Annotated in this window: 15 protein-coding genes; 3 read left to right on the forward strand and 12 right to left on the reverse strand. The window is 70.7% G+C overall.

Annotated features, from left to right (window positions below; genetic code table 11):
* Nucleotides 1-74: 74 nt before the first annotated feature.
* The 5 genes from ABZ881_RS09465 to ABZ881_RS09485 form a co-directional block, all read right to left on the reverse strand.
* Nucleotides 75-857 carry an SDR family oxidoreductase gene (locus ABZ881_RS09465; RefSeq protein ID WP_358483241.1) on the reverse strand — a complete coding sequence of 261 codons (783 nt, stop codon included), beginning with the start codon at nucleotides 855-857 and terminating at the stop codon, nucleotides 75-77.
* 105 nt (nucleotides 858-962) lie between these two features.
* Nucleotides 963-2,429 carry an LLM class flavin-dependent oxidoreductase gene (locus tag ABZ881_RS09470; protein WP_358483243.1) on the reverse strand — a complete coding sequence of 489 codons (1,467 nt, stop codon included), beginning with the start codon at nucleotides 2,427-2,429 and terminating at the stop codon, nucleotides 963-965.
* A 2-nt stretch (nucleotides 2,430-2,431) separates the two neighbouring features.
* On the reverse strand, nucleotides 2,432-2,848 hold the full coding sequence (locus ABZ881_RS09475) for a hypothetical protein (RefSeq protein WP_358483246.1): 417 nt from the start codon (nucleotides 2,846-2,848) through the stop codon (nucleotides 2,432-2,434).
* A gap of 37 nt (nucleotides 2,849-2,885) precedes the next feature.
* The gene (locus ABZ881_RS09480) at nucleotides 2,886-3,983 is read right to left on the reverse strand and encodes an LLM class flavin-dependent oxidoreductase (protein WP_358483247.1); all 1,098 of its coding nucleotides are present in this window, start codon (nucleotides 3,981-3,983) and stop codon (nucleotides 2,886-2,888) included.
* A gap of 5 nt (nucleotides 3,984-3,988) precedes the next feature.
* Nucleotides 3,989-5,188 (reverse strand): acyl-CoA dehydrogenase family protein, encoded by a 1,200-nt coding sequence (locus tag ABZ881_RS09485; RefSeq protein ID WP_358483248.1) that lies wholly within the window; start codon nucleotides 5,186-5,188, stop codon nucleotides 3,989-3,991.
* Between the two features lie 283 nt (nucleotides 5,189-5,471).
* Here ABZ881_RS09485 and ABZ881_RS09490 point away from each other — a divergent pair, with 283 nt between their 5' ends.
* Entirely contained in the window at nucleotides 5,472-6,098 is a 627-nt protein-coding gene (locus tag ABZ881_RS09490) for a DUF1684 domain-containing protein (RefSeq protein WP_358483249.1), read from the forward strand.
* Nucleotides 6,099-6,105: 7 nt separating this feature from the next.
* On the opposite strand, the gene ABZ881_RS09495 is transcribed toward ABZ881_RS09490, so the two are convergent.
* A complete protein-coding gene (locus tag ABZ881_RS09495; protein ID WP_358483250.1) occupies nucleotides 6,106-6,564 on the reverse strand; it encodes an Rrf2 family transcriptional regulator in 459 nt (152 codons plus the stop codon).
* An 812-nt stretch (nucleotides 6,565-7,376) separates the two neighbouring features.
* Between ABZ881_RS09495 and ABZ881_RS09500 the strand changes: the two genes are divergently transcribed.
* Entirely contained in the window at nucleotides 7,377-7,832 is a 456-nt protein-coding gene (locus tag ABZ881_RS09500; protein WP_358483251.1) for an Rrf2 family transcriptional regulator, read from the forward strand.
* Nucleotides 7,833-7,853: 21 nt separating this feature from the next.
* On the opposite strand, the gene tsaD is transcribed toward ABZ881_RS09500, so the two are convergent.
* The 6 genes from tsaD to ABZ881_RS09530 all read right to left on the reverse strand — a co-directional run bounded on the left by tsaD (nucleotide 7,854) and on the right by ABZ881_RS09530 (nucleotide 14,847).
* Nucleotides 7,854-8,939 carry a tRNA (adenosine(37)-N6)-threonylcarbamoyltransferase complex transferase subunit TsaD gene (gene tsaD, locus ABZ881_RS09505; protein ID WP_358483253.1) on the reverse strand — a complete coding sequence of 362 codons (1,086 nt, stop codon included), beginning with the start codon at nucleotides 8,937-8,939 and terminating at the stop codon, nucleotides 7,854-7,856.
* Between the two features lie 47 nt (nucleotides 8,940-8,986).
* Nucleotides 8,987-10,015 carry an oligopeptide/dipeptide ABC transporter ATP-binding protein gene (locus ABZ881_RS09510; RefSeq protein ID WP_358483255.1) on the reverse strand — a complete coding sequence of 343 codons (1,029 nt, stop codon included), beginning with the start codon at nucleotides 10,013-10,015 and terminating at the stop codon, nucleotides 8,987-8,989.
* A complete protein-coding gene (locus ABZ881_RS09515) occupies nucleotides 10,012-11,118 on the reverse strand; it encodes an ABC transporter ATP-binding protein (protein WP_358483257.1) in 1,107 nt (368 codons plus the stop codon). The genes ABZ881_RS09510 and ABZ881_RS09515 overlap by 4 nt, the downstream gene beginning before the upstream one ends.
* A 13-nt stretch (nucleotides 11,119-11,131) precedes the next feature.
* Nucleotides 11,132-12,040 (reverse strand): ABC transporter permease, encoded by a 909-nt coding sequence (locus ABZ881_RS09520; RefSeq protein WP_358483258.1) that lies wholly within the window; start codon nucleotides 12,038-12,040, stop codon nucleotides 11,132-11,134.
* On the reverse strand, nucleotides 12,033-13,010 hold the full coding sequence (locus ABZ881_RS09525) for an ABC transporter permease (RefSeq protein ID WP_358483259.1): 978 nt from the start codon (nucleotides 13,008-13,010) through the stop codon (nucleotides 12,033-12,035). The genes ABZ881_RS09520 and ABZ881_RS09525 overlap by 8 nt, the downstream gene beginning before the upstream one ends.
* Before the next feature lie 106 nt (nucleotides 13,011-13,116).
* Entirely contained in the window at nucleotides 13,117-14,847 is a 1,731-nt protein-coding gene (locus ABZ881_RS09530) for an ABC transporter family substrate-binding protein (protein ID WP_358483261.1), read from the reverse strand.
* A gap of 459 nt (nucleotides 14,848-15,306) precedes the next feature.
* Between ABZ881_RS09530 and ABZ881_RS09535 the strand changes: the two genes are divergently transcribed.
* Complete coding sequence (locus ABZ881_RS09535) at nucleotides 15,307-16,917, forward strand: ABC transporter substrate-binding protein (protein ID WP_358483262.1); 1,611 nt, start codon at nucleotides 15,307-15,309, stop codon at nucleotides 16,915-16,917.
* Nucleotides 16,918-17,007 lie beyond the last annotated feature (90 nt).

The raw sequence follows: 17,007 nt of genomic DNA on the forward strand, positions 1-17,007 counted from the left end.
GGCCCTCGTCCGTCTCGCGGAGGTGCGGCCCCGGATCGTCCTCCGGCGACCGCACCCCCGTGTCGACGTGGCGGTCAGTGCAGGGTCGGTCCGCCGCCGTTCACCACCAGGTTCTGACCGTTGATGTTCTTCGCCCGGTCGCTGAGCAACCAGGTCACCGCCTCGCCGATGTCGTCCGGGGTGGACAGCGTGCCCAACGAGGTGAGGGCCTGCACACCGCTGCGGATCTCGTCGACCGACGTACCGGTCAGCTGCGACTCGGTCGCCCACTTCTCGGCGATCAGGTCGGTCTCCACAATGCCCGGCGAGACGCTGTTCACCCGGATCCCGAGCGGGCCGAGCTCGAGCGAAGCAACCTGATTGAGTCCGGTCTGGGCGAACTTGCTCGGCGAGTAGGCGCCGTACAGCGGCCAAGCGCGGATCGCCGCCTCCGAGTTCACGTTGACGATCGCACCGCCACCGATCCCGGTGAAGTGCCGCGCCGCCGCCTGTACCCCGAACAGTGAGCCGAGGAAGTTGACCCGATAGCTGTCGACCGCGTCCTGCTCGGTCAGTTCCAGCAGCGGCTTGGTGATCAGGATGCCGGCGTTGTTGACCCACCCGTCCAACCTGCCGAAGTTCGAGACGGCTGCCGAGACCAGCTCGTCGGCCACCCCGTGCTGCGAGATGTCGCCACGGACGGCGACTGCCTCGGTGCCGAGCTCCTTGAGCTCCGCGACGGTCTCCTCAGCAGCGGCCGTACCCGCGTGGTAGCCGACGACCACCCGGAATCCGCCTTTCGCGAGGGACCGGCTGACACCGCGGCCGATCCCGCGTCCCCCGCCGGTGACGACTGCGACCGGTGAATCACTGGACATGCTGTTCCTCCTGGATGTCGGCGGCTGCCACCGCGGGCAGCCGGCGTCGGTGCGGGGGGTGGACGGCCGCTCGCCGGACCCCGGATTGTCCGCGGCTCCGTGTCGTCACGGTGTGACCGACTGGGTATCGGGTTCCGCGGGCGCCGCGCCGTTCTGCTCCGGTACCGGGACCGCAGCGGTGGGCAGCGTGCTCTCGACGGTCCACGAGTGGCGGGAGGCCGGGTGGTCGGGCCGCACATGCTGCTGCCCGACGCCGTAGTGGTATTCCCGCAGCGTGGAACCCTCGTAGCCGTCCCAGACCAGGCCCCGGCGGCGTAGCTCGGGGACGACGAAGTTGACGAACTCCTCGAACACCGCGGGCAGCGGATAGTCGACGAGCGTGATCCCGTCAATGTCGGCGACCTCGACCCACCGCTCGATCTCGTCGACGACGGTCTTCGGGGAGCCGACGAAGATCGGGGTCAGGTCGCCGTAGGCGAACCACTCACCGAGCTCCCGCGGCGTCCAGACCCGGTTCGGATCGCTCTTGGTGACAATCTCCATGAACCCTCGGAAGCCCTGTACCTCGACGTACTCGAGCGGGGTGTCCAGGGTCAGCTGGCCGATGTCGTACCCGACCATGGAGCTGAACCGCGACAGCCCGCCTTCGGGGTAGACGTACTTGCGGTACTTCTCGTACTTGTATCGCGCCGCCTCGTCGGTGTCGTCGACCACTACGTTGATCGCGGGGAGGAACCGCAGCGAGCGCGGGTCCCGGCCGAGCGCGGCGGCCCGGGCCCGGACGTCCTCGACGATCGGCCGCAGGAACTCCGGCGCGGGCGCGGTGAGGAACACCCCCTCGGCGTGGGTCGCCGCGAACTGGCGGCCCTTGTCCGATGTACCTGCCTGGTAGATGACGGGTGTCCGCTGCGGGGACGGCTCGGCGTGATGGATCCCCGGTACCGTGAAGTACTTGCCCCGGTGCCCGATCTCGTGCACCCGGGAGGCCTCCACGTAGAGGCCCTCGTACCGGTCGTTCACGACCGCGTCGGGCTGCCAGCTGTACTCCCACAACTTGTAGGCCACTTCGGTGAACTCGTCAGCCAGGTCGTACCGCTCGTCGTGGTCGAGCTGCTTGGGCCGGCCGATGTTCTGTGCGGCGGTATCCGTCGCCGAGGTGACGATGTTCCAACCGATCCGGCCTTTCGAGAGCCGGTCCAGTGTGGTGAAGCGGCGGGCAAGGATGTAGGGCAGCTCATAGCTGGTGGACCCGGTCACGACGAACCCGAGGTTGCGGGTCTCGGCGATCATCGCCGCGACGGCGGGGAACGGATCGTCACCGGGCACGTTGTTGCCGGTCCGGAGGGATTCGTCCCGACGTCCCTTGTAGACGTTGAAATCGCCGAGGACGTCGGCGATGAACAGTGCCTCGAAGTTCCCGCGTTCCAGGATCTTCGCCTGCTCCACCCAGAACTCGAGCTCGCCGTAACGGTGCGACTGCTCACCGAAGTACCGGTTCAGCCCGATGTTGATGTGCCCGGCGCTGGGCTGACGGATCGCGTTGAGCTGCAGCTTCTGGCGAGGGATGGTCACGGCTACTCCGTGGGGGTGTCGAGGGTCAGGTCGAGCTGGATGACCAGGGCTCCGCCGGAACTGCGGAGCGCGGCGATCTCGGCCCGGACGGCCGCGAGCACCACGCGGATGCGTTCCTCCGGGTCGTCGTCCGCCCTTAGCCGACCGCCGGACAGCACGACCGCGTCCAGCGAGCGCCGATCTCGCCGGACAGTGTCGAAGAGCTCCGCGGCGGCGTGCTCGCTCTGCGCCGGGGCTGCACGGACGACCGTTCCCTGTTCGTTCGTAATGTGTTCGAGAGCCGCTTCGGCATGGCCGAACCCGCCGTCGACGGAAACGACGACGTAGCGGTCGAGGGCCGAACCGTGGACGGGAGTGGTCTCCAGGTCGATGCCGAGCACTTTCGTGTCGACCGCGCGGAGCGGACCGCTGATAGGCATGGTTCTCCTTCTGGACGAGGCGATGGACGGGACGGCGTCAGGCCGGACAGGTGTGCTGCAGCCGGGGCAGCACACCCTCGGCGAACTGCAGGGCTTCCTCGACGTGCGGCTGCCCGGAGAGGACAAAGTGGGTGATGCCGTGCCCGCGGTACTCCCGGATCCGGTCCGCCACCTGCTCATGGCTTCCCACGAGTGCTGTCCCGACACCGCCGCGGACCAGCCCGAACCCGGTCCACAGGTTCGGTGACACCTCAAGCTCCCGGATGCGGCCGGAGTCGTGCAGCGCGACCATGCGGCGTTGCCCCTCCGACTCGACCAGGCGCAGGGCGCGCTGCGTCTCCTCGATCCGGCGACTCGGGATGCGGGACCGGAGATGCTCCGCGACCGTCCATGCTTCCGAGGCGGTCTCGCGGGTGATGACGTGCAACCGGATCCCGGACGCGACGGTCCGGCCGGCCCGGTCGGCGAGCTCAGTCAACCGGGCGACATGCTCGGCGACCGCGGCCGGCGGCTCCCCCCAGGTGAGGTGCACGTCGGCGTGTTCGGCCGCGACCTGCTTGGCCCGATCGCTCGCCCCACCGACGAACACCGGCGGCCGCGGAACCGTCGGCAGCTGCAGCCGGGCCCCCTCGACGTGCACGTGGCGGCCGCGGAGTACCACCGGCGGTCCGCCGTCCAGCGTGTCCAGCGCTGCCCGGTACGCGGTCAGGAACTCGGCGGTCCGCCCGTACCGCTCTCCGGCGCTGAGGTGGTCGCCGTAAGCCCGTTGCTCCGCGGCGTCGCCCCCGGTCACGATGTTCACCGAGAGTCGGCCACCCGAGTGCCGCTGGAAGGTCGCCGCCTGCACTGCGGCCGCTGTGGGGGAGACGAGCCCCGGCCGGAAGGCGACCAGGAACCGGATCCGCCGCGTCCGGGCGGCGAGGAAGGACGAGACGACCCAGGCATCGTCGCACCAGCTGCCGGTCGGGGTGAGCAGCGATTCGAACCCACCCACCTCCGCGGTCCGCGCGACCACATCGAGGTAGTCGAGAGTCGGCGCGCGCCATCCGTCGCCCGGGGCCGCCGACTCGCCGGTGCTGACGATGTCACGCGAGTCGCCCTGGGTGGGAAGGAACCAGTGCACACGTATGGTCATGGCAGTCAGATGAGGCCGTGCCTGGGTGGCCGGGTGTCGTGCAGCGCGTAGTTCCCGATGTGCCGGTGCTTCCAGCGGATCGGATCGTGCAGGGTGTGGGTGCGCGCGTTGCGCCAGTACCAGTCCAGGCCGTGCCCGGACGCCGTCGCACTCGCCCCGCCGAGTTCGAACAGGCTGTTCGCCGTCTCGATCGCGACCCTCGTCGTGGCGTCCTTCGCCGCGGCGACCTCGATCGACAGCGTCGCGGCGCTGTCGGCGGTGACGTCCTCGGCGACCACCTCATCCCACCGCCGGGCAGCCGCTGCGAGCGCCCCGTCGGCCGCGATCACCCGCGCGGCGATCTCACCGAACCGGGCGACCACCTCCGGCTCGTCGACGATCCGCTCCGCCTCGGACTCGAACCAGACCCGGGCGTGGTCGCGCAGGTAATCGCGGGTGGCGGTGAGGGCTGCCCGGGCGATGCCCTGGTCGATGGCCGCGTGCAGCAGCTGGTCGAACGCCCCCTCCACACCCGGTGTATCGCCGCCCTTCCACAGCGGCAGCACGTTCGCCGGATCGACCCGGACATCCGTAAGGACCACTGAGCCACTGGCTGTGGCTCGCTGGCCGAACGAGTCCCAATCGGCCTCCAGCACCAGGCCTGCGGCGTCGGCCGGAACGACCGCGAGGACCAGCCGGTCGTCCGCGTCCAACGCGGTGATCCCGAGACGACGGGCCGTGAGCGCACCGGTCGCGTAGTACTTGCGCCCCGAGAGGGTCGGCGGGTCACCGGGGCGCAGCCGGGTCGCCGGGACCCAGGCCCGCGGCGTTCCCCGCTCCGAGGCCCCCGCGGACAGCCGCCCGCCCGCCCGGATCTCCTCGACAACCTGCGTGACCAGCTCGGGCCCACCGAGCCCGAGGATCACCCGGACCTGCACGAAGTGCGGCAAAAGAAGCTGGGTGACCGCAGGATCGGCGGCCGCGAGCGTCGCGAAGACCTCGACGAGCGCCGCCGTCGGGAGTGCCTCGCCGTCGTGCTCGGCGGGGAGCGTGGCGCCGAGCAGCGCGGGCCGGTCGATCAGGCCCAGGTCGTCGGCGCTCGCCGTCCCCTGCTCGTCGCGCCGGCGGCGCCCGGCCGCGAGCTCCTGCGCGACGTCGACGACGACGTCCCGGAGCGGCGACGGGATCCGCCCCGCCCACCGTCCGTGGATCAGCTCCAGCGACATCGACCCTCCAACTATCGAGTTCGTAATCCCGATCGGAAAACTAGCAATTCAGTCGACGGGCGGCAACCCCCTGCGGCGCAGCCCGACTAGGCTTCAGAGGGGAGCAGCCCTTGCAGGAGCCGCGATGAGCTATGTCGACGAGTGGGAGCGCTGGCACGCCCAGCGCGTCCGCAGCCTTGCCACGCCGTATGGCCCGCTCATCAGCCTTTGCGCTCGCAGACTGCAGATGTCGGCCGGCCACAGTGACGCCGTCGGACTGCACTGGTCCCTACCGGGCCTACCCGTGCCCGGTACCGCGAACAGCGCCGGCCGGGCCGGTGACCGGACCCGCACCCGCTACATCGAGTTCCGGATCGAGATTCCGCGCAACCTGCCCGACAGCGACGTCCCGCCCAGCATCCGGCCGCTGGTCGAGGCGGAGGGCCTCTACGCGCTCCGCGCCATCGAGGAACAGCTACTGGAGACCGCCTTCGGCGGGATCGAGGTCTACGAACCCGACATCGAGTGGGTGATCCCCGGCCGTTTCGTCCCGGTGCTCGAGCCGACGGGCACCACCGTCCCCTACACCGACGGCCGCGACCGGTCGCTCGCCGTCGCCGGCGAGATCCGGTGCACCGTCGACGGCCGAGAGATCAGCCTCACAGCGAGCCCGCTGGCCCGTGGCCGCCTGCACGTGATCTTCGCCGACCGGACCAGGTCGGAGCTCTTCCCGTTCCGTTTCCTCAGCATCGACCCGCCCGATGACGACGGCCATGTGATGGTCGACTTCAACCGGAGCGTGGTACCGCTGGCCGCCTTCTCCGAGTACTGCCCGGGCCCGACTCCGCCACCGGGCAACACTCTGGACATCGCCGTGACGGCGGGCGAGGACCGGCCGTTCCTCGGGACCCGGGAGGGGCCGGGCGACTGAACGCTGGTCAGCCCCGGGCGCCGGCCCGGCTCGCGTCCCGGACGACGGTGGTGATCCCGGGCGGGAGGTTTCCGTTCACCACCTGGGCGATCGTGACCGACTCCAGGACGCCGAGCAGCGCCGTGCGGGCCGCGATCCACACGTCCTGCAGCGGTGCGGCCGGGCCGTCGTAGCTGACCTGCTCGGCGAGCTCCCCGCGCACCGTGGCGACCGGGCCGTCGACCGCCTGCACGACGTCGGCGAGGCTGATCTTGTCCGGCGGGCGCGCCAGGCTGAATCCGCCTCGCGCCCCACGGTGACCGACCGCGATCCCGCTCCGCCGGATGTCGGCGAGGATGAGCTCCAGGAACTGACTCGGGATCTGCTCCGTCTCGGCGAGCGACGCCGCCGAGATCGGGCTGCCCTGCGAGACCGCGAGGCGCACGACGGCTCGGACGGCGTAGTCGACGCGAGCTGAAACCCTCACATGAGTCCTTCACCGGCAGCGGGTCCGCATGAGTCTATACCGCTCGTCCGCCCGGTCCTGGTTCGCGCCCGCCTCGGAACCGCCTCTGTGAGCCCCCGCGTATGTGTCCGGCACCACATCCTCAGCGGCCCGCCACCGTGCCAAAGTTGAAGGGTGACGCCTCCGCCCAAGCCGGTCCTCCTCGGCTTCACCCGGCGACGGCAGGTCGACCTCGGATACGTATGCAGCGCCGTGTGTCTCATCGCAGCCGCTCCGTGGTCCCCCGGGAACTGACCCGACCTGCCCCGAGCCTCGGCTCGCCGTCCGGAGAACTGCCGTTGCCGCCGTGTCTGCACTCGTCGTTTCCCCGTCCCGCTGCGCCCTGACCGACCAGGCGATCCGCGAGGCCCTGTCCTACGAGCAGTTCGTTCGAGGGCACCTGAGGGCGCGGGTCCGCCTCCCGGGTGCCGACCTGTCCGCATCCGAACGTGCCGCGCTGGACCTACTGCCCGCCCCGCTCGACGTCCTCGCCCTGGTCCGGACCCCCGTCGTCACCCCACTCCCCGATCTGAACCGTCTCATCCGCCTCGCTGACGACCGGGGGCGGCTACGCGTGCACGTCTGTGTGGCGGGTCCCGCGGCACAACAGCTGTGCGCGCAACATCTCGGCGGTCACGCACCCGCAGGCTACCTCCTCGTCGACCGCCGGGGGCGGTCGCTGGGCACCCTGGACCATCCGCGCTCGGCCGTGGCCCGCCGACTCGCCGACCTGCTGGCGACACCTCCCACCGATCCCGCGCCTGCCGGCCCATCGGGCTGGCAGGATTCAGTACGTGCGGATCTCGACGAAGGCGGACAGCGCGATCCGAGCCGCCCTGGTGCTCGTCACGACCGAGGGGCGGCCGGCGACCTGCAGCGAGATCGCGCATGAGCAGGGGATCCCGGAGAAGTACCTGGAGGGGATCCTCAATCAGCTGCGCCGGGCCGGTCTGGTTCGCAGCCAGCGCGGCGCAGAGGGCGGCTACTGGCTGAGCAGACCGGGCCGGACTATCACCCTCGCCGAGGTGGTACGGGCCGTCGACGGCCCGATGGCGACGGTCCGCGGAGTCCCGGCCCAGGACCTGGAGTACGAGGGCGTGGCGACCGCACTCCCTCAGGTGTGGATCGCGCTGCGGGCCAGCATCCGGGCCGTGATGGAGGAAGTCACACTCAGCGACGTGGTAGAGGGGCCGCTGCCCCGGCCGGTCAGCGAGCTGAGCAGGCGCCCCGGCGCATGGGACAGCCGCTGAGCTCCGCCGTTGGCCGACCGGTCAACGCGCGCCCGCCACCGGGTGCGCCGCGGCCTCCCTCTCCGCTGGCGGGACCGGGACCGCGGCACCGCTCAGCGGCACGGTCGGCACCGCCGTCGTCGCCAGCCCGGCCGGTTCGATCCCGGACCGCACCAGCAGGTCGCCCAGTGCGGCGATCATCGCGCCGTTGTCGGTGCACAGCCGGGGCGCGGGCACCCGCAGGGTGATCCCGGCGGCGGCGCAGGCCCGCTCCATCTCCGCGCGCAGCACCCGGTTGGCGGCGACCCCGCCGACCATGAGCAGGGTGTCCGCTGCGCGCTCGGCGCACGCCCGCAGCGCCTTGCGCACCAGCACGTCGACCACGGCCATCTGGAACGAGGCCGCCACGTCCGGCACCGGCACCGGCCGGCCGGCGTCCTGGGCCGCCTCGACGTGCCGGGCGACGGCGGTCTTCAGGCCGGAAAAGGAGAAGCCGAACGCGGCGTCGCGCGGCCCGGTCATCGGCCGCGGGAAGGCGACGGCGGCCGGATCGCCGTCGAGCGCGGCCGCCGACACCGACGGCCCGCCCGGGTAGGGCAGCCCGAGCAGCCGGGCGACCTTGTCGAACGCCTCCCCCGCCGCGTCGTCGACGGTGTCCCCGAGGTGTTCGACCGGGTCGCGGGCCAGGTCGCCGAGCGAGAGCAGCGAGGTGTGCCCGCCGGACACGATCAGGCAGATGCAGCGGGCCGGCAGCGGGCCGTGCTCCAGGACGTCGACGGCGGCGTGCCCGGCGAGATGGTGCACGCCGTACAGCGGGACGTCCAGCGCCGTCGCGTACGCCTTCGCCGCCGCCACCCCGACGTGCAGCGCCGGGGACAGCCCGGGGCCCGCGGTGACCGCGACGGCGTCCACGTCGGACAGCGACACCCCGGCCGCGGCGACGGCGGCCCGCACCGTCGGCACCACCGCGCTCACGTGCGCGCGGGCGGCGACCTCGGGCACCACGCCGCCGAACCGGGCGTGCTCGTCGGCGGACGACGCCAACCCCTCGCCCAGCAGCGTCCCGTCCCGGACGAGCCCGGCGCCGGTCTCGTCGCAGGACGTCTCGATTCCCAGCACCAGCGACACGCCGTCCAGTCTCGCACCGGGCAGCGTGTCGCCGGCGGCGCCCCGGCCTACAGCAGCGCGCGGGCCTGCGCGTAGTGGCACGCCACCGGGTGCCCGCTGCCCCGCTCGACGAGCGCGGGCTCCTCCTCGACGCACCTGCTCTGCTCACCTGTGGTGAGCGCGCCGGCGAAGGTCGGGCAGCGGGTGCGGAACCGGCAGCCCGACGGCGGATCGGCCGGGCTGGGCAGGTCCCCGACCACGGTGATCCGCTCCCGGGCCCGCTCGCGGCGCGGATCGGGCAGCGGGATCGCCGAGATCAGCGCGTGCGTGTACGGGTGGGCTGGCGCCTCGAACAGCGACGCCGCCGGCCCGGTCTCGACGATCTTCCCCAGGTACATGACGGCGATCCGGTCGGCGATGTGCCGCACCACCGACAGGTCGTGCGAGACGAACAGGTAGGACAGCCCGCGCTCGGCCTGCAGCTCCTGCAGCAGGTTGAGCACGCCGGCCTGGATGGACACGTCGAGCGCGGAGACCGGCTCGTCGAGCACGATCAGCCGGGGCTGCAGCGCGAGCGCGCGGGCGATCCCGATCCGCTGCCGCTGGCCGCCGGAGAACTCGTGCGGGTACCGGTTGCCGTGCTCGGGGCGCAGCCCGACGGTGCTCATCAGGTCGCGGACCTGGCGGCGGCCGTCGTCGCCGTAACGGCCGTGGATGCGCAGCGGCTCGGCGATCAGCTCGTTGACCGGCATCCGCGGGTCGAGCGAGGCGTACGGGTCCTGGAAGACGAGCTGCATCTCGCGGCGCAGCGCCCGCATCCGCCCGCCGGACAGCCCGGTGATCTCCCGGTCGTCGAACCGGACCTCGCCGGACGTCGCCGGGATCAGGTTCAGCGCGACCCGGGCCAGCGTCGACTTCCCGCAGCCGGACTCGCCGACCAGCCCGAGCGTCTCGCCGCCGGCGATGTCGAACGACACGTCGCTGACCGCCTGCACCGCACCGACCTGCCTGCGGAACAGGCCGCCGGAGCGGATCGGAAAGTTCTTGACCAGGTTGCGCGCCGACAGCAGCGCCGGGGTGGTCACCGTGTCGCTCATCGGGCCCCCTCCGCGGTCGCCGGGCTCTCCGGGTCGACCGGGCCGACGGGGCCGACGGCCAGGTCGCCGTCGGCGACCGCGGCCGGGTCGAACACGTCCTCCGCCGCCACCCCCGACACCTGGGCCGAGTGGTGGCAGGCGGCGTGGTGGTCGGCCGAGCCGTCGCCCACCGCCACCAGCTCCGGCTCGCTGTCCCGGCACACGTCGGTGGACAGCGGGCAGCGCGGCGAGAACGGGCAGCCGGGCGGCATGTTCACCACCGACGGCGGCGCCCCGGGGATCGGGGTCAATCGCTCAGTGGGCCGGTCCAGCCGGGGCAGGCTCCCGAGCAGGCCCAGCGTGTAGGGCATCCGCGGCTCGTAGAAGATCGGCTCGACGTCGCCGACCTCGACCAGCTTGCCCGCGTACATCACCATCACCCGGTCGGCCTGCCCGGCGATCACGCCGAGATCGTGGGTGATCAGCACCATCGCGGCGCCGGTCGCCTGCTGCGCGGCCTGCAACGCCTGCATCACCTGGGCCTGGACGGTCACATCGAGGGCGGTGGTCGGCTCGTCGGCGATGATCACGTCCGGGTCGTTGGCCATCGCGATTGCGATCACCACCCGCTGCCGCATCCCGCCGGAGAGCTCGTGCGGGTACGACGAGACGCGCTGCTCCGGGTTCGGGATCCGGACCAGGCCGAGCAGCTCGACGGCCCGTTCCCGGGCCTGTGCTCTGCTCACGTCGCGATGCGCGAGCACCGCCTCCTCGACCTGGTAGCCGACCGTGTAGACCGGGTTCAGCGAGGTCATCGGGTCCTGGAAGATCATCGCGATGCGCTCGCCGCGGATCCCGTTGAGCTCGTTCTCCGACAGTGTGAGCAGGTCCCGGCCGTCGAAGACGATCGAGCCGGTCACCTGCGCGGTGCGCGGCAGCAGGCCCATCACGGCGAGCGAGGTGACCGACTTTCCCGAGCCGGACTCACCGACGATGCCGAGGACCTCGCCGCGGCGCAGCCGGTAGTCGACCCCGCGGACGGCGCGGACCGGGCCGTCGGCGCTGGGGAAGGTGACGGTCAAACCCGAGACGTCCAGCACCGCCGGGTCCGTTGCTCTGCTCACTGATGCACCTTGCTCACTGACGCACCTTCGTCTGTTGCGGGTCGAACGCGTCACGCAGGCCGTCGCCGATGAAGTTGATCGTGAGCGCGATGACGATGATGAAGATTCCCGGGAAGTAGAACAACCACGGGCGGGTGGTGAGTGCCGTCTGCGCCTCGGAGACGAGCAGCCCGAGCGAGGTGTCCGGTGTCTGCACGCCGAAACCCAGGTAGGACAGCGCCGTCTCGAGCAGGATGGCGAGCGCCACCAGGATGGTCAGGTTGACCAGGCTCGAGCCGAGCGCATTCGGCACGAGATGGCGCACGATGATCCGGGTGTCGGACGCGCCGAGCGCCCGGGCGGCCTCGACGAACTCCTTCTCGCGCAGCGAGAGCACCACCCCGCGGGCGACCCGGGACACGTATGCCCAGTACAGCCCGGCGATGACGATCGCGATCAGGTACCAGGTGCCGCCGAAGTTGTGCGCGAGCATCGCGGCGACGGCGACCAGCGGGAGGGTGAGCACCAGGTCGGCAATCCGCATCATGAGGCTGTCCACCCAGCCGCCGAAGTAGCCGGCGACCGACCCCCACAGGGTGCCGACGAACGTCGCGACGAGCGCGACCAGTGCCGACACCTGCAGCGAGATGCGGGTGCCGCCGAGCACCTGGGCGAACTGGTCCTTGCCGACCGAGTCGGTGCCGAACGGGTGTTGCAGCGACGGCGGCTGCGAGTTCGACGGTGTGATCTCGCCGACGTCGTAGCGCCACAGCCAGCCGCCGACGTAGGCCAGTAGCACCAGTGCGACGAGCACGACCAGGCTGACCATCGCGGCCCGGTGCCGGACGAAGCGGCGCAGCACCAGCTGCGCCTGGCTGCGCTCGGCGACGGTGAACTCGCGATCGGTCACGGCGTCCGGCTTCGTTCCGGTCGCGTCAGGCATAGCGGATCCTGGGGTCGAGGACGCCGTAGAGCAGATCGGCGACCAGGTTGAAGGCGATGACGATGACCGCGGTGACGAGCAGCCAGGACGCGACCGCGTAAGTGTCGTAGAGCTTGATCGACTCGAGCAGGAAGTCGCCGAGACCGCGCCACTGGAAGACCCGCTCGGTGACCACGGCGCCGCCGAGGATGGCCGCCATGTCCAGCGCCGTCACCGTCGTCAGCGGGATCAGCGCGGTGCGCAGCGCGTGTCGGACCATCACCGTCCGCCGGGGCAGCCCCTTCGCCCGGGCCAGCCGGACGTAGTCCGAGTTCAGGGTCTCCAGCATCGACGCCCGGGTGAACCGGCTCCACGAGGCGTAGGAGATCAGCGCCAGCGCGGTCGTCGGCAGCACGAGATGGCCTGCGATGTCGACGACCCGGGCGAGGCCCTGCTCGGGCGGGATCGACTCGGCGCCGATCGTGGAGATCAGCTGGACACCGAGGATGTTGTTGACGTCGATGCCGCCCTGCTTGAGCAGGATGGCCAGCCAGAATGACGGCATCGCCAGGAACAGGAAGCCCAGGAAGGTCGCCGCGTAGTCCGACCTGGAGTACTGCCGCACGGCCGTCCAGACGCCGACCACGACGGCCAGCACGAGTGCGATCACCATCGCCAGGATGACCAGCCGCATGGTCACCCAGAACCGGGCGGCGAGCTCGTCGCCGATCACCTGGGTGGAGACGACCGACGGCCCGAAGTCACCGCGCAGCACCCCGCCCAGCCAGGACAGGTAGCGCGGGAGCAGCGGCTGGTCCAGGTTGAGCCGGGCCGCCTCGGCGTCGAGCACGTTCTGCGGTGGTGGTGGGTTGCGCAGCAGCAGCGGGGTGAGCGGGTTGCCGGACAGCGTGCCCAGCCAGAAGACGATGAACGACGAGGCGAGCAGTATCGGGATCGAGATCACGACCCGGCGCACTGCGTACATGAGCATGAAGGGGTCTCTCCGCCGTGGTGGGAGCGGTCGTCGGTGTGGCCCCGGCCGTGCCCGCGCCCTCAGGGGTGCGGGCACGGCCGGAGCTCCCGGCTCGGGGTACGGGTCAGCCCTCGGCGCGCAGTGCCCACTCGGCGACGTTGTACATCGGCCCGTCCAGGGTGGCGTTGCCGCGCACGTTGGCGACGTTGTCGCGGGTCGCCAGCAGGGTCGGCTTCTGGTAGATCGGCAGCACGTAGGCGTCCCCGAGGATGATCTTGTCGGCCTCGTTGAGCTGCTGCGCGGCGGCCGCCTTGTCCGTGCTCGACGCGGCGGCGTTGATCAGCTCGTCGGTCCTCGGGTTCTCGTACTGGCCGAAGTTCGAGCCGGAGTCGGACAGCCACAGCTGCTGCGCGCCGCCGAACGGGAACGGCGACTGCACCCAGGCGAACACCATGATGTCGTACTCACCGGCGGAGAGCGTGGTGCCGAGGTCGTCGGTCGGCTCGACGGTGATCCCGATGCCGAGCTGCTGCATGTACTGCGCGAACAGCTCGGACTGGCTCTGCCGGATCGCGTTGCCGACGGTGTAGCGGATCCGCAGGTCCGGGACGGCCTGGCCGTCCGGCGCGACCAGGTCCTGGCCGACGCCGGTGTAGCCGGCCGCGGTGAGGATCTGCCGGGCCCGCTCGACGTTGCCGCTGCCGAGGTCGGTGCCCGCGAGGTTGTCGGTGTACTCCTCCTGCTGCGGGAGGAACATCAGACTGTTCAGCGGCGCGACCTCGGGATTGAACTGGCCGACCGTCTTGTCGATGATGTCCTGCCGGTTCACCACGGTGAACATCGCCTGGCGCAGCGCGGTGTCCTGCAGGACCGGGTTGCGCAGGTTCAGGTCGAAGTGCTCCCAGGTCAGGCCGAGCTGCTGGACCTGCGAGACACCGGGGATCTGCTGGATCTGGGTCACGATGTCCACCTGCGGCTGCGGGTAGAGCACCTGCACCTCGTTGTTCTGCAGTGCGATCGGCTCCTGGGTGGCGTCGGTGACGACGCGCAGGATCAGCGTGTCCACCCGGGGCTGCGTCGCGCCGTACCAGCGCTCGTTCGGCACCAGGGTCAGCGCCTGGTTGTTCTCCCAGCTCTGGATCGTGAACGGGCCGCCGGAGTAGGTCGGGGTGTTCGCCCCGAGCCACTCGAACGACGACGCGAGACCGGCCGGGGTGTTGATGTCGCCCTGCTGCGCGGCGATGTGCGCCGGGTAGAGCGGGGCGTTGGACCCGAAGAACGACTGCCAGTCGGTGTAGGGCCGCTCCAGGGTCAGCGTGACGGTCTTGCCCCCGTCCGACCCGACGACGTCGGCGATCTGGTCGTAGCCGCCGTTGCCGGCGCTCGCGCAGTCCGGGCACTCCCGCGGGTCCTGGGTCTTCCAGGCATAGACGAAGTCGGCCGCGCCGATCGGCGTGCCGTCGCTCCAGGTCGCCTCGGGCTTGATCCGGTAGACCGCGGTCGTCGGGTTCGTCAGCTCCGCCGAGACCATCAGGTCGGAATTCAGCTCGGTGGTCAGCTCGGGCGTCGAGTTGAAGGCGTAGGGCAGGAACGCCTTGGTCGCCATCCCGGTCTCGAACACGTTCCCCTCGGCCGAGTTGACGTTCCAGTTCGCGATGTTCTTCTCGATCGCGAACGTGATCGTCCCGCCGTCCTGCAACTGGTCCGCCGGGACCTCGTTGCAGGTGTTGATGTTCTCCGGGCAGTCGGCGAAGTTGCCGCTGGCGGTGGCATCGCCACCGCCTCCCCCCACGCCGCACGCGCTCAGCAGCAGGGCCCCCACTCCCGCCACCGCGACCGCAGCCGCCGCCTTCATCCGCATCGTCGAATGTGCCTCTCGAGATCAGCGGGCGCACGCCGGTGCGGCGCCCGATCCGGGATGGCAGGGCACCGGATATACCGCCGGGTAACCCGCCGGGAGGGCGGCTAGGAATCGCGTCCCCCGCTCGCGATGGGCGCGGTGGATCGTGACCAAACAGTGACCGTGAAAAGGGATAACGAGGTCAGGGGTGGCATCGACCGCTCATAGCGGGAGATCCTCGCCACTCGGCATCTACCACACACCGAGGACTGTTTGGTACACATGTACCACTCATCGTCAGGAACGTCGGCTGTCGCGGCTGACCACCCGGAACGTCCTGATGATGCCGCCCGTCCCGTGCAACCGATTTGTAACCTACTTGACGGTTCGCGGCGGTTACTGTCCCAACCCACAGTCGCCCGTACGGCCGTGCCCCCACCCCCGCCCGGCCCACTGCACAGAAACCGGAACCCGATGCGATCACGCCGAGCTGCTGCGCTCCTCGCGCTCTCCCTCTCCACCACACTGGTACTCAGCGCCTGCGGCGGAGGCGGGGACGCCACCGGTGACGCCCAGGCCGACGCACCGACGATCTCGGTCTTCGGCACCGAGCCGCAGAACCCGCTGCTCCCGGGCAACACCCGCGAGACCGGCGGCAGCAAGATCATCGACTCGCTCTGGGTCGGCCTGGTGGGCTACACCCCCGAGGGTGAGACCGAGAACATCGTGGCCGAGTCGATCGAGACCACCGACGCGCAGAACTACACGATCACCATCGGCGAGGGCTGGACCTTCCACGACGGCACCCCGGTCACCGCGCAGAGCTTCGTGGACGCCTGGAACTACGTGGCCTACGCGCCCAACGGGCAGTCCAGCACCGGGTTCTTCGCCCCCATCGCCGGCTACGACGACGTCGCGCCGGCCGAGGGCGAGCCGACCGCCGAGACCATGTCCGGCCTGCAGGTCGTCGACGACCGCACCTTCACGGTCGCCCTCACATCCCCGTCGCCGGTCTTCGAGACCACCCTCGGCGACATCTCGTTCTTCCCGATGCCGGAGTCGTTCTTCGCCGACCCGCAGGCGTTCGAGGAGAACCCGATCGGCAACGGCCCGTTCCGCTTCGAGTCCCGGGTCCCGGACCAGAACGTGACCGTCACCCGCTACGACGAGTACGGCGGGCCGGCCCCGGCCAACGTCGGCGGCGTGGAGTTCCGGTTCTACGCCGACAGCGAGGCCGCCTACCAGGACGTCGTCAGCGGCAACCTCGACTTCCTCGAGTCGATCCCCGGCTCGTTCCTGATCGACAACCTGTACCAGCAGGACCTGCCGGAGCGGAACGGCAACCAGCCCTACGCCGGAATCAACACGATGGCGTTCCCGATCTACGAGGAGCGCTACGCCGACCCGCAGGTGCGCCAGGCCATCTCGATGGCGGTCGACCGCGAGGCGATCATCGACAACGTCTACAACGGCCTGGTCGAGCCGGCCACCGGCTTCATCCCCGAGGGCGTGCCCGGCTACGTCGCCGACCAGTGCGGCGAGCTGTGCACCTTCCAGCCCGAGCGGGCCCAGGAGCTCTTCGCCGCGTCCGGCTTCGACGGCACGATCGAGCTGATCTCCAACGTCGACTCGGCGATCAACCGCGAGTGGATGCAGGCCGCCTGCATCAGCATCTCCAACACCCTCGGCGTGGAGTGCAACTTCGTGCCGGTGCCGACCTTCGCCGAGTTCCTCACCCAGCGCCAGGCGCAGGAGCTGACCGGGATCTGGCGCTCCGGCTGGATCGCCGCGCAGCCGACCATGGAGTACGTCCTGCAGCCGCAGTACGTCACCGGCGCCGAGAACAACGACGGCCAGTACACCAACCCGGCGTTCGACGCGCTGGTCGCGCAGGGCAGCAGCGCCGCCTCGATCGAGGAGGCGCAGGAGCTGTGGGCCGAGGCCGAGCGGGTGCTGATCCAGGACATGCCGGCCGTGCCGATCAACGACCAGTCCGCGCAGTTCGGCTGGTCCGAGCGGCTGGACAACGTGTCGATGACCTACGACCGTGAGCTCGACCTGATGTCGGTCACCGTCCAGGAGTAGTCCGCACCACCACGCACGCCACCACCACACGCACAGCCGCCGACGGCCGGGTGATCCCCGGCCGTCGGCGCACGTGTCCGGCGCGGTCCG

This window comes from Pseudonocardia sp. NPDC046786 (assembly GCF_040645415.1).
In the GTDB taxonomy this organism is placed as follows: Bacteria; Actinomycetota; Actinomycetes; order Mycobacteriales; family Pseudonocardiaceae; genus Pseudonocardia; species Pseudonocardia kongjuensis.